The organism is Burkholderia sp. AU45388 (assembly GCF_030481585.1).
Lineage (GTDB): Bacteria > Pseudomonadota > Gammaproteobacteria > Burkholderiales > Burkholderiaceae > Burkholderia > Burkholderia sola.
On sequence record NZ_JAUJPV010000021.1, the window covers coordinates 1 to 13,000 of the forward strand.

The 13,000-nt window shown below is 59.0% G+C and carries 9 protein-coding genes and 1 pseudogene; all 10 read right to left on the bottom strand.

Annotated features, from left to right (window positions below; genetic code table 11):
• Positions 1–346: pseudogene (locus QZM72_RS26770) on the bottom strand (acetyl-CoA C-acetyltransferase); the annotation flags it as partial.
• A 302-nt stretch (positions 347–648) separates the two neighbouring features.
• Complete coding sequence (gene phaP, locus QZM72_RS26775) at positions 649–1,233, bottom strand: TIGR01841 family phasin (protein WP_089468454.1); 585 nt, start codon at positions 1,231–1,233, stop codon at positions 649–651.
• Positions 1,234–1,734: 501 nt separating this feature from the next.
• Complete coding sequence (locus QZM72_RS26780) at positions 1,735–2,499, bottom strand: ParA family protein (protein WP_089468455.1); 765 nt, start codon at positions 2,497–2,499, stop codon at positions 1,735–1,737.
• A gap of 113 nt (positions 2,500–2,612) precedes the next feature.
• Positions 2,613–3,233 (bottom strand): DNA-3-methyladenine glycosylase, encoded by a 621-nt coding sequence (locus QZM72_RS26785; RefSeq protein WP_089468456.1) that lies wholly within the window; start codon positions 3,231–3,233, stop codon positions 2,613–2,615.
• On the bottom strand, positions 3,220–3,750 hold the full coding sequence (mug, locus tag QZM72_RS26790; protein WP_089468457.1) for a G/U mismatch-specific DNA glycosylase: 531 nt from the start codon (positions 3,748–3,750) through the stop codon (positions 3,220–3,222). Before mug ends, QZM72_RS26785 begins: the two co-directional genes overlap by 14 nt.
• A 131-nt stretch (positions 3,751–3,881) precedes the next feature.
• Positions 3,882–4,082: a hypothetical protein gene (locus tag QZM72_RS26795; protein ID WP_179233437.1), complete on the bottom strand. Its 201-nt coding sequence runs from the start codon at positions 4,080–4,082 to the stop codon at positions 3,882–3,884.
• A gap of 246 nt (positions 4,083–4,328) precedes the next feature.
• Positions 4,329–4,595 (bottom strand): PAAR domain-containing protein, encoded by a 267-nt coding sequence (locus QZM72_RS26800; RefSeq protein ID WP_089456946.1) that lies wholly within the window; start codon positions 4,593–4,595, stop codon positions 4,329–4,331.
• 22 nt (positions 4,596–4,617) lie between these two features.
• On the bottom strand, positions 4,618–5,019 hold the full coding sequence (locus QZM72_RS26805; RefSeq protein WP_089468458.1) for a hypothetical protein: 402 nt from the start codon (positions 5,017–5,019) through the stop codon (positions 4,618–4,620).
• Positions 5,016–11,003: a type VI secretion system tip protein TssI/VgrG gene (gene tssI, locus QZM72_RS26810; protein WP_301739643.1), complete on the bottom strand. Its 5,988-nt coding sequence runs from the start codon at positions 11,001–11,003 to the stop codon at positions 5,016–5,018. Before tssI ends, QZM72_RS26805 begins: the two co-directional genes overlap by 4 nt.
• A gap of 1,038 nt (positions 11,004–12,041) precedes the next feature.
• Positions 12,042–12,989 (bottom strand): toll/interleukin-1 receptor domain-containing protein, encoded by a 948-nt coding sequence (locus QZM72_RS26815; protein WP_089468460.1) that lies wholly within the window; start codon positions 12,987–12,989, stop codon positions 12,042–12,044.
• Positions 12,990–13,000: the final 11 nt, after the last annotated feature.

Sequence of the window (13,000 nt, forward strand, 5' to 3'; positions counted from 1 at the left end):
CCTGGCCGCCCGCGATCACGATCTCCGCGTCGCCCGCGACGATCGCGTTCGCCGCCAGCATCACGGCCTTCAGGCCCGAGCCGCACACCTTGTTGATCGTCATGCCCGGCACGGCGCTCGGCAGCCCCGCCTTGATCAGCGACTGCCGCGCCGGGTTCTGCCCGGAGCCGGCCGTCAGCACCTGGCCCATGATCACTTCGCTGACCTGCTCGGGCTTCACGCCCGAGCGCTCCAGCACCGCGCGGATCACCGTCGCGCCCAGTTCCGGCGCCGCGAACTTCGCGAGCGAGCCGCCGAATTTGCCGACCGCGGTCCGCGCGGCCGATACGATCACTACATCCGTCATGTTCAGTTCCTGCATCGAAATCAGTTCGTCGTGGTGACGCCGGCACGAGGCGGTTGCACATGGCGACGGCGTGCGTCGGGCCACCCGCCGCGATCGCGGTCGCACGCCGCCGTACTAGCGGGCGACCTCCGTTCGCATGGACGGCACGGCACACCGCGGCACGGGCAACCGTGCACGGGCGTCTTGCGGCGAACCGGACGTTTGCCGGACCCGCGCGGCACACGCGGCGTCCGGCGCCATCCGGCGCCGATCAATCGTGTCGCGCCTGCGCGCGACACGCATTCACGCGCGCATTTATGCGATTACGCAGCCGATTCGCGCGCAGCCGCTGCGTCCTTGCGGGCGGCGGCCGCCGTCTGCTTCGCGCCGCGCGCGGCCGTTTCGCCGACCGCATCGAAGCCGCTCTGCGCCGCCTGAATCGCCTGCCCCGTCGCCGCGCGCACGGAATCGGCCGCGGCGCTCGCCGCGGACAGCGCCGAATTCAGCGCGGCCACCACGGGCGCCGAGCCGGCCGGCGCATGCTTCGACAGTTCGCCGAGCACGTCCTTCAGGCGTTTGTCGTTCTGTTCGTACTGCGCCTGCGCGACCTTCGCCCATTCGGACTGCGTCGACACCGCGATGTCGAACAGATGGCGGCCGTACGACACGACCTTGCCGGCCGCTTCCTGCGGCGCCGCGACCTGCTGCGCGAAGCCCGCCGCCGGGTTGTTGCTGTTGAATGCGTTCTTCAGCTTGTCCTCGTATTCCTCGAGCGCCGTCCGGGCCGCTTGCAGGTTGAGTTCGACGACAGCCTCGAAACCTTGGATCGCCGGACGGGCGACCGCGAACCACGCGGCGATACCGGATTGATAATCGGCGGCGAGTTTTTCGGGGGCAAATACGGACATCGGGCACGCTCCTGTTGGCAATGCGAGAGACAAACGTAAAGAAAAACGGAAGCTTGATCGACAGTCGCTTCCTTATTGGCAACCCGTCGCCTGGCTGGGCGCGGGAAGTTGAAGGAAGCCATTCTAGATCGATTAATTGTCAATTAAATGGCATTAATGATAAGTATAAACCCTTATTACCCTTTGAGGCGACCGCCGAGCCTCGGGCACGCGCCGAAATATCAGACAGGATATCGCCCGCTCCGACCGGCAATGCCTTTTTACCTTTTTACAGCATACCGCATCATGACCCCGAGCAACATTTACCCACTCATTATTCTGTTTATTAGAAAACCGGCCTGCATTGAAACGCAGCGAACGCCCATGTAATCGTTTTTCGGGATTTATTATGAAATCGTTTCCGGTATTATTAATAACGGAATCAATGATCGGAAGAATCATGGGCTGCGATAAAAACAAGGCCGCTTGAAGCGGCCTCGGTCGATGCGGGCAGATGCGGGCTCAGCCGGCCAGTTCGCGATGCAGCGCGCGGAACTCCTGCGCGAGCTTGTGCGCCGGCTCGAGATGGATCACCGGCGTCGACTGCTGATGCGATTCGCGGATCTTCACCGATGCGGACAACCGCGACGCGAGCACCGGCAGCCCTTCGTCGACGAGCTCGTCGACCAGCCTCTGCGGCAGGCTCGCGCGCGGCTGGAACTGGTTGATGACGATCCCTTCCACTTCGAGCGCCGCGTTGTGGTCCTGCTGGATTTCCTTCACGTTCTCGAGCAGCGTGTACAGCGCGCGGCGCGAGAAATCGTCGCAGTCGAACGGGATCAGGCAGCGCTCGACCGCGATCAGCGCCGAGCGCGTATAGAAATTCAGCGCGGGCGGCGTGTCGATGTACACGGCGTCGTACATGTCGAGCTCGTTCAGCGCGTCGCGCAGCTTGTAGATTTTGTAGCGCGATTCGAGCTTGCCGTGCAGCGTGTCGAGATCCGGATGCGCGGGCATCACGTCGAGCCCGTCGAACGGCGTCGCGTGGATGAACGACGCGACGTCGACCGGACGAAAGTTGAAGGTCAGCGCGGTTTCGAAGAAGCCGGCGACGCCCGGTTGCGCATCGGCCGCGGCGTCGCCGAGCAGGTAGCGCGTCGAGTTCGCCTGCGCATCGAGATCGATGACGAGCGTGCGCAGTCCTTCGCTCGCGCTGATCGCCGCCAGGTTGCAGACGATCGTCGACTTGCCCACGCCGCCCTTCTGGTTGAATACGACCCGCCGCATGGTGCCTCCTCGATCGAAACGCCGAAACGGCCAGCTTAGCCGATCAATAATGGCGACCGCGTGACGCAGGTCGAATCGGGCGCGACTGGTACGCGACTTATACGCCGCACGCGTCAGATACGCGGCACCGCGCCCGATACGTATCGGTTGCCGGGCACGCTCCACCGCCACGGGAGATCCTGGCCGACGCGAATGCCGATGCGCGGCCCGCCCGCGAGATCGGCGGGCGGCGCCATCCCGTCGTCGACGATCGCGAACCCGTCGCGCGCGCCGACCAGGTCCACGCCATCCTGCGCGCCGCCGATCCCCATCGCCTGCGTCAGCCGGGCCGGCCCGCGGCACAGGTCGCGATCGCGCGTGCGCGGCGGCCGCGCCGCCCGCATCCGGTCGAGCCCGTGCAGCGGCTCCAGCGCGCGGATCAGCACGCCCGTTCCCGCGCCGTCCGGGCCGCACACGCAGTTGCAGCACCAGTGCATGCCGTACGTGAAATAAACATAGAAGTGCCCGGGCGGCCCGAACATCGTCGCGTTGCGCGGCGTCTTGCCGCGATAGGTGTGCGCGGCCGGATCGAGCGCCCCCGCATACGCCTCCACTTCGACGATGCGGCCGGCCCGGCCGTCCGCCGCCGCGAGGATCTTGTTGAGCAGTTGCGGCGCCACCTCGGTGGCCATGCGATTGAAGAATGCGCGCGGCACGATGGTGCCCGGCCATGGCGCCGCCTTACTGCGCCGCATCGTGCTCCTCCGTCGTCGCCGCGAGATGAAGCTCGCGGTACGCATCGACCAGATCGGCGAGCCCGAATGCGAGGTTTCTGCCGCTCGGGTTCGGGAGCACCCACACTCGCGCATGCTGGATGCGGGCGGGTTGCAGCCCCCACGCGACCTCGCGTTGTCCCGACAGCGCCGAATACGCCGCCTTGCCGAGAAACGCGACGAAGCGCGGCGCATGCTGCGCGACCTTCTGCTCGAACCCGGCGGCCGCGGCGGCGAATTCCGCGCGCGAAAGTTGATCGGCACGGGCGGTCGGCCGCGGCACGACCGCCGTCAGCCCGCAGCCGTAACCGAGTATCGCGCGATCGTCCTGCGGCGAAAGTTCCGTCGGCGTGAAGCCCGCGAGATGGATCACGCGCCAGAAGCGGTTGTTCCGCCCCGCGAAGTGATGGCCGGTCGCGGCCGCGAGCAGGCCGGGATTGATCCCGCAGAACAGGACGTCGAGATGGGGCCAGATGAGGTCGGGAAGTGCGTCAGCCACGTTTGATCCGGAGAGCGGCGTGCGGGAACGACGTAAACGAAACAAGGCCCGAAAACCCGGGCCAAGCGACTGGCTTGACTCGGACATTCGGGCCCATCGTGATGCGAAGGTGCGACTGGCGATCAGAACGGTTAGCGGAACATGCCACTGTAAAAAAATCTGCCAACCTCTTGAAGCGCCACAAATTCCAATGAACGATGATGGCCACTTGTAACGAACCGTCCAGCAAAGGCTAGGCAAGCCCTTTGTACGATGACCGATGCGATCGAAATCGTGAACCCTTGCGCCTCGAACGGCGGGCTGCTCACCACCGAATCGACTACGTCGCTCAAGGTTCATATCCTATAGGCAACGGTATACGATAACAAGCGCATCATGCTCTCGGCGTAGCGATCGCTTTTTGCCAGGGTTCAGTCGAAGATCAAGCGCTCCTGCAGGATCCCCGTGTCGAACGCTGCGCTAGCGCCTCGTCATTGAGCACAGCTTGCAAATCTCCAGTCCCAATCGACGTGCCGGTATTGCAGGCATGCATTTGGTGACGGTAGCTCGGCTCCCCAGACAGCAAGAGCCTGTCAGATTCAACTACTCACGACAAACGTCTGTTGAGTCGCTATTAGCGCGGCGCCACACGCGGTCTTCATCCCATCCAGCGCTACCGGTCGACCGTCTATCGCATACTGGTTCGAACCCTGGACAATGGGAAAGACACCACTGCATTTCGGGCACGCAACCATGTGTCCAATACCTGCTGGTGGGCGACCGTTTAGGTCGGCACGCTCGAAGCCTTCGAGCACCAAGCCGCCATGATCAGTTGAATCACCCTTGCGAATGATCGGCTTTGTCAATGCAGCCTCCGCGTCGCACTATCTATCCGAATAACTTACGTAGTCCTTCAAAAATCACGGACCTCTCAACGTAACCAAAAGCAGAAATCGCGCACACAACGCCAATGGCCGAGTACAGCAACAACATCTTGTTGATCGCCAACATGTCCGCCCACGATGCCTTCGTGAGCACTGCAAGAATAAGTGCAGCCGCAACTCCACCAGCGATGATAACCACAGGGAAAATCGCGCCTGATGGAATCACCGCCTTCACCCAAGCCATCGGGTAAGACAAAACCATTGCCGAAAAAAATGCGACTACAAACGCAACGACGGCGAACAAAAGCGAGACAATCCCAAAGTCCCGAATGGAAAGAAGCCCAATCAACACTCCGCCCACAATTGCGGCTGTCAAGCTCGCTCCAAGCAACTCAGAGAATCTCACTTTTTATCTCCTTGACACCCCATATATTTAAATATATTTGCATCGACTTTACCCCACAACGAATCAGCAGCCCATTCATTAATCTTCGGGAGATATCCGGTTCCCTCGCCGTAAGTATGGATACTGATTGAATTACCGTCGTCCGATACCCATCGCCTGACAATCCCTGGTGAGAGCAAGTGGCGCCCTGGCTCGGTAACGTTGATTACCGTCGCGCCACCATCCTTGACAACATGATGCACGTACCCTACCGGTAACGCAAAGCTTTCTTGTCCATTCTTGATGGGTTCCCCCGACGCACCGGGAGCAGGATATCGAAGCAATCCTTCAACTGCACTCTTGTAGTTGCACTTTGGATTCGTCTTTTGACAAGAATTAACCACATTGTATGAATGGAATCTCGGATTCGATTCATCAAACGACGGAACTCCGTCTGCGTCAACACCGGTAACTCCATCCTTACCTGGCGTATACAACCCAAGCGGATCATATTCAGACGCCGGATTCGATTCGGCATATGCAAATTTGTTTAGACCACCAACAATCCCGATCGGGTCTTGATTAATGTACCGCCCTACTTGAGGATCGTAATACCGATATCGGTTGTAGTACAAGCCGGATTCCAGATCGCGATACTGCCCTGGGAATCGAATCGGATTGTCAATTTCCTCTGAAATATGCATCCGCGCTTGGCCATAGCCTTTGAGATCGACGGCCCACACCACCTTACGCTCGTCGTCGACCAGTTCTTGCGGCGTGCCCAAATGATCGCTTAGATAGTGATAGCGCTTACCACCCTCAAGCTTTGCCAGTGGCCCCCTGTGGTCTGGATGCGGAATATATGTAATCACCGAATCGTCTCGGGGCGACGCACCTGCCAACACTTCCTGCAGCATCCAATCGCCGTCCCAAGTGAACAACGTCGTTCGAGGTGCTTCGTTTGCAGGCGTGTGGATTTTCGCAATTCGTCGGCCAATTGCGTCGTATCTGTATTCGGTTCGAGCACCGTCAGCATGCTCAACGCCTGAGAGTTGATGCGCACCGTCGTACCAGTATCTCGTCGAGCGCGGCGCGGCCGTGATTTCCTGCCCGCCGGGAGAGTCCTGTCTCGACAATAGCCTACCAATCAGGCTCGATGCAGGTTGAGGAAGGGACGCTTCTCGCCCAGCTTGTACCGTCTGTCCGATCCGGTTGCCATGTCCGTCGTAAGTAAACTCGAATAGCGTGCGCGCCTCTCCGTTCGCATCGACAAAACGCGACAGCCGATCGCCGATCACGTTCGGCCCGATCAAAGCCGCGGACTCCAACACCGCGCCATTTGCACTTTGCGCCAATAGGTTCCCCGCCTGATCGTACTGGAACGCTTCGTTTGTCACCTCAGCACTTGCTTCCCCTCCTGTTTGGGCGATACCAATCAAGCGGGCGAGCGGATCATAGTGGTACCGCTTGTCACCACGCCAAGTGTCCGCCAATCGGGTCAATTGCCCGCTCGGGTCGTACTCCCATGAGCGCCACGGTCGCGGTTCTGCGCGTGGCTCGCCGCGCTCGTCGAGGTCCTGCAATCGTTGCGATGCCAACTGACCGGCATCGGTATATTGGAAAAGTTGTGCGATCGGTCCCTGTGTACTCTGAATCGTTCGATGCAACGCATCGCGCTCAAAGCTCGCTAGCACCCCGCCATCCAACAGCAATCCGTGGATATGTCCGCGGCCGTAGCGCTGCCAAGTCAGCACGCTCCCGTCCGGCAACATGGTCTGGCTGCGGTTGCCAATCGCGTCAAGTTGATGCTGGAGTCTCCAGACGCGGCCGTGGTGTGCTTGCAGCTCAGCGACTCGTCGCCCCGCGGCATCGTACTCGTAAGTGATTTGTGACTCGACGCCGATTGCCGGTCGATGGTGCAATTGCTTGAGCAAACCTCGTTCGTCATAGATGAACGCCGTACTTGTGCCATCGCCAAGGCGCCGCTCGATCGGACGGCCGAGATTGTCGTACAGCAGCACTGTGCGCATTTGCCCGTCTTGGCCGTAATCGATTTGCTCGATCTGTTCGCCTGCAGCGTTATATGCGACCTGCTGTCGACGGCCGTCGAATCCGGTCTGCTCCACGATACGTCCCCGAGCGTCGTAACGGAACGTACAGTGCTCGCCTTTCGCGTTCGTCAAACGAACAAGCCGTCCAAGCTCATCGTATTGGAACGAGGTCCGACCACCCATTGGATCCGAGACGCCAACAGATTGGCCATACTCATCCCAGGTCACACGCGTCGTTCGCCCCAGCGGATCGACATGTGCAATTGCTCGTCCCGCTTGATCGTACTCGGTCTTCCATACGCCGAGCCCTGCGGGTTCGACGGCAGCCGGCTTTCCCGAGGCATTGCCGTGGAATTTGCTCGTTTGACCCAACGCGTTCGTCTGGCTGGTTAGGCGACCAAACTCATCGTACGCATACTGCGTCGTGAATCCCGAACAGTCTGTACGGGCGATCAATTGGCCAGCCTCGTTCCACTGAGTACGAGTCACGTTACCAAGAGCATCCGTGTGCGTGACCGGGAGGGCATTCTCGAATACGGTGCTTGCAGAATTCCCCAGCGGATCGATTTCCTTCACAAGATGTCCGTCCGCGTCGTACTCGCGCTGCCAGATCTGGCCGGCAGGATCCGTGATGCGCACTGGCAGATTCAGATCGTTGTACTCGATTCGCGTCAAGTGACCCGCGGCATCCCGAATTGCGACCGGGCTACCCTGTGCGTCGCATACCGCTTGCGTTGTTCGGCCCAGCGCGTCCGTCCGCCCGACAATGTTGCCGGTTTCGTCGAATTCGGTTGTCTCGGTGCTGCCGTTTGGGTAAGTGATCTGGTCGACCGCCCACAGCCCGTTGTACCGATACGTCGTTGCGTTCCCAAGCATGTCGGTGACACGCGTCATCCGAACCGACGCCTGGTAGTCGAAGCGTGTATCGCGCGTGACTATTGGCTTGCCGTCTTCGTTTCGGGTATATGCGTAGGTACGTACGCAGCGCGATTGCGGTGTATCGCCGTCCCATTCGGACACGAAGGCTGCCCCCGCCGGCATCTCGTAACGGGTCAACAGGTGATGCTGATAAGCGTACCGCCAAGTTCGATTACCCTGATCGATCGCCTGGACCAGGTCACCATTTTCGTCGTAGCGATAGGCAGCGAGTTTCCGTTTCGAATCGCCATGCCCATCTACCCAATGGACTTCAGTGATGCGGCCGGCTTCATCGTGTTGGCACGTCACCGTATGGACGTTATTTCGCACCTCCCGCAGGCTACCCATCGGCGTATAACCGAACGTCAGAGCTTGGCCATCCCGAGTTTCATACCGGGCAAGTTGCCAACGCATCGCGTCAGCCGGATGCTGTTCATATGTTTCGATGATTCCGCTTGCGAAGCGAATCGCGTAACGCTGCCCGCTTTCGTTATCGTCAAGGCGCGCGAGCGTGAATTTCTCGACTGGATGGAAACATTCCTGGCCGAGCTCAAGTAGCGGGAAATGCAACTGACGGCCATCGAGGTCAAAATAGACCAGCCTCGATATTCCAGCGGTCGTCTGCCGTTGAACTTCGGTCGAATACTGGAGCTTCCAAGCAACACCGAAACTGCCCGTCCGCTGATCTGCGCTACGGTAACGCCGATTCCAGCGGATTGGCACCCGGCCGGGTAGCGTGAAATCGTCGTGAGTGAGCAGTTTCTGGCCGGTCGCTACATCGACAGGGTGCGCCGACTGCGTCTTTTTGGCACACTCCGCGCAATCAGCCTCGGTCACGGGCGCAAGACCCTTGGCGCTGCCGCCACTTTGCGTTACTGGCCCTTCGAGATAAATACCCTTGCCCTTGAGATGGATGCCTGCTGCATCAATCGTAATCGTCCCCCCGGGGCCAATCAGTTGCGCAGTCGATGCACCCGACAGACTCGCCTGGCCCTGATCTGTAATCCTGATCTGGTTGCTATCCGCGCTTGTGACGTGATCTGGAAGTTGCGGACTGAAATCCGGAGAGATCTCGAGCGGCGCCTCCTGATCCTTCTTGACGGCGTCCCCGACCGCCTTGCCGCGCACCGTTACCGTGTAGGCGTGACCCACGTGCGCGGTCCAATCCTCTACGACACGATCCGTTCGGCTCATCCCGACCGTGCTCGCCATCTGCAGCACGACATTACGCAAGAACAGACCGCCGACGTTGACGTTGTAGGCAAGTCCAACGTTGAGCATCTTGCCGAGACCAACGCTTTGTACCGATGCCAGCCCAACCGTCTCAACCTTGACGCCTCCGGTCGAGAGCGTCCAGTTCCGGCCGATCTGCGCCTTCTCGTCCTGTCCAACTGATTTTTGTCGATCGACACCAACCGAATGCGACTCGTCGTTTTCGACCTCGATGCGCTGATCCTTCTCCGCATGCAGCCAGACTTCTTCCTGTCCCTTCCTATCTTCGAAGCGAAGCGCATTGGCTGTATTGACGTCACCGCCCGTGCTCGAGCGCGTCAATATCCCGCTCTGCGTTGCGTTTGCTGGCAAACTCCATGGCGGCGTATTCCGGGCGTTGTAGACAGACGAAATGATCAGCGGACGATCGGGATTTCCGTCACTGAAAACGATGACGACTTCGTCGCCGATGCGGGGCAACTGAATCATCCCGAAGCCCGCGCTCGCCCACGGCTGTGAGACGCGCACCCAACACGAGCTACCCTGATCGCTTTTGCCCAGCCGGTCCCATGGGAACTGCACTTTCACGCGACCGAGTTCGTCGGTATAGATTTCCTGACCTTGAGGGCCAACCACGGTAGCGGTCTGGACGCCAATAATGGCCGGTCGAGGAATCGTCAGCAGTGGACGGTAAGGGATCTTCTTGCGAATGCAGCGGAATTCGTTGGTGTACGTTGCGACGCCGGGCTGCGCCTGATAGTTGTTCGTACCGTGATGTCGGACCCAGGTCACCAGAAACTGGCGATCCTCGGGCTGGGCGCGCTCATGGTCGTAATGGGCCTCGATTTGTACGTAGCGATCGGGCTCGATCCGTCGGCAATGAGTGGCGCCGACGAAAAACTTGCTATGTGCGGCGAGTGCTTCAGCGCGGAACCTCGCCAACTGTTCGCCGCGGTCGCTGTCAGGGAAGCCGTGGGCGCCCAGATAATCATAGACTTCGTAGTTGTCGACCTCGCCCTGATTAATGCCAGTGTCGCGCTCGACCAGGCGTCTCGCAGCCGGTGCCTTGTAGTCGCCGGTCTTGAGCGTCGTGCTGCCGGACGTCAATTGCCGGCGCGCAACGAACGACGTGACCACTTGTTCATCGTCCAGTATTTCGTCGGTCGAGTACCGCAGCATCGGACTACGCCCGGAGATCGGCTGGGCGTTCGTTGACGTGTCGGTAATGATCAGTGTGTGGGCATCTTTCTTGTGTTCGAAATAGAAGAACAGTCCTTCTTCCTGTATGAGACGCAAAGCGAATGCCCGATCCGTTTCTTTGTACTGCGTACAGTAGCTGCGGTTCGCGGTCGGCTTCAGTAGCCGTATCTCCACATCGCCGAACTTTCGATAGCGTTGAAATACTGCAATCAGAATTTCTTCAACCGTTTGCTCTTGGAAGATTCTGATGTCCTGCCGCCGATCCATGAACGCGATCCATGGCCGAGCAGTCGCTTCGTAGATCGCGAGGCCGCCGTCCATGCCTGTGTGCTCAAAATCCGTCACATAGCCGTGGAAGTAACGCTCCTCGGAACTGGCGATCGCATCGGTCAATTGCAGGGTTACTGCGACCGGTTTTCCGATCAGTTTCTTGAGCTCGATGTTCGGATCCTGCGAAGCCAGCTTGAGCTGAATCTCGAACAACTGACCCAGCCCTTCCTCGCATCGAAATTCAGTCAATACGAGGTCGGACCGTCCAGACAGCGGTGTCTTGATCGTGAACAGTCGGTTATTTTGAAGCGCAAAGAATTGCTTCGCGATCTCGGCAAAGGAGAGCGGCGGCATACGTTATCGTCCCGTCTTGTTGGTCTAGCTGGACTTGGAGGCGGCCCGCCCCCCTACAAACGAAATGCCCCCTCCAAGTGGTGAGCATTCATATCATCATACGATGATACTGAATGCTGACTGTCAGGAAGTGCAAACTTTTCGAGATAAGCGGTGCCACATCGCTTTTCGCCGTCATGAGATGGAACTTGTTTGTCGGCGCGCGTCAGCTTACGCCCGTCAGGGAGCGTACTTTCAGTTCGCCGCGTCTGTCGAATGAAGAAACTTGCCGCCGCACAGAGCGTAGGAACAGATCAATTTAGCCCCTTCTGCCCTTTTAGAATTTCTCGTCTCTGCGGCGCATACAGCCCAAGCGCTTCGGCTCGATGGTGAATGCTCCTTCGTCGAAGCCCATGCGCACGTAGCTTCGCGATGGAATATTCCACGATCTCTGGCACCGGCAAACCCAGTGGGTCTCCGTGCACCAAGAGAGGCAAGCGTTCGCCGCTCTCAAGACGAACTTCACGAATTGCGTATCGGATCACGCTAGGCTCCATTCGACGAATGGAACCCATTTTTCATCGACTATGCACGTTCCGCCTAGATCGAAAAATGTGTAAACGAAAAAAGGACCCGAAGACCCAAGCTAAATCGTTGATTTAGCGCGAGAATTCGGGTCCATCCTTACAATAGGAGCTAACGTTCCTCCTAGAACGGTTCTGTTCCGATATTCCGTAAACATTGTCACGCGACGAAGGACAGACTGACCGCCACAATGCCGACCGCTGAAAACCGTAAAGATTGGCCCTGGACATGCCATGCGCCTATTGGGTGATGCTCGATGCGCGACGCGCGCTGAATTGAGATCAGTCTAAGCTCTTGTCACCGATCATACGCAGTGAATCATCAGTCTTTTGGGTCCGCTTTCTACCGGCGCCCTCCATCCCCAGTGCTGCTGACGGGCCACCCGTCCAACCAGCGGCCGCAGACGTTCGCCAGCACCGTGCCGTCGCTCCACTTTCGTTGCCCCCGAGCATACGGGTCCGAGCGAACAGACCGTCAGGGGATCAGACGATCCAGTGCATCGGTCCATCGGTCGCCCCCAAGCAACATCTGAACGCAATCGGACCAGTCAAACATCAGTGGCTCCGCGTATTTCGTCAGACAAATGACATTCCGTGCAATCTCGTAGCCAACGGTAACAATATCGCCAACGTGTTCGCTCACCTGTTGCGAAAAAAACTCCGACGATACGGCGACACCCAGGGTTAGCATTGTGCGCACCGCAGGTCCGTACTCCCAATGCCAGATACCCGCTCCTGGTTCATACCTGTCCCTTCTGGTGTTCACATGATCCGAGAACCGGTGGTCAGCGTACATCCATCGCGCCGGTAACAGAGGTCTCGAATCGCCGATTAACACGCGCCGCGTAACTGGGTCGCCAACAACCTCCCAGGATTGCGCTCCGAAGTAGACGCTGGCGCGATCATAAATGCGAGTCCTTCGCACTCGATCTGCAATGTCCTTTTCGATAACCGGCGATGTTGCGTGTTCGAGCACGAGCTTTAGGGTGCCACCGATAGACGTGCCGCTCTCGATAAGAGTGGTCAGGTCAACGCATCGCCTGTCTGCCAACAACGCAGGCAACGCTGACTCGTTCAGGCTTTCGACCACGAGCGGAATGATCCTGATGTCCCGGTGGCTAGCCTCTCCCGCGAGAATCTCAAGCTCCTGAGCCACACCGGAGTGTGACCGACCCGCCGAGTTGATGAAATCGCTGTCGCAGATACAGAGAATATCCACGTCGCCTTCGCGCAACATCGCTGAGATTGCTTGCGTAAACGACCGACCGGGCAAAATACTTTCGTGATCCCAGAAGACCGTGAACCCGTTAAGTTCGAGCGGACTGACGATCTTCTCGTGAATCCACGATTTTTTCTGCCCGGCGGAATCACCCCAAGCGTATGAGACAAATACAGGTAAGGAAGAGGAGCTTGCACGGTGCATGATTCCCGATC

What these genes read in the sequence shown, in the direction of transcription:
- phaP (WP_089468454.1), bottom strand. Translation starts at nt 1,233, where the DNA reads ATGTCCGTATTTGCCCCCGAAAAACTCGCCGCCGATTATCAATCCGGT.
- QZM72_RS26780 (WP_089468455.1), bottom strand. Translation starts at nt 2,499, where the DNA reads ATGCGGCGGGTCGTATTCAACCAGAAGGGCGGCGTGGGCAAGTCGACG.
- QZM72_RS26785 (WP_089468456.1), bottom strand. Translation starts at nt 3,233, where the DNA reads ATGCGGCGCAGTAAGGCGGCGCCATGGCCGGGCACCATCGTGCCGCGC.
- tssI (WP_301739643.1), bottom strand. Translation starts at nt 11,003, where the DNA reads ATGCCGCCGCTCTCCTTTGCCGAGATCGCGAAGCAATTCTTTGCGCTT.
- QZM72_RS26815 (WP_089468460.1), bottom strand. Translation starts at nt 12,989, where the DNA reads ATGCACCGTGCAAGCTCCTCTTCCTTACCTGTATTTGTCTCATACGCT.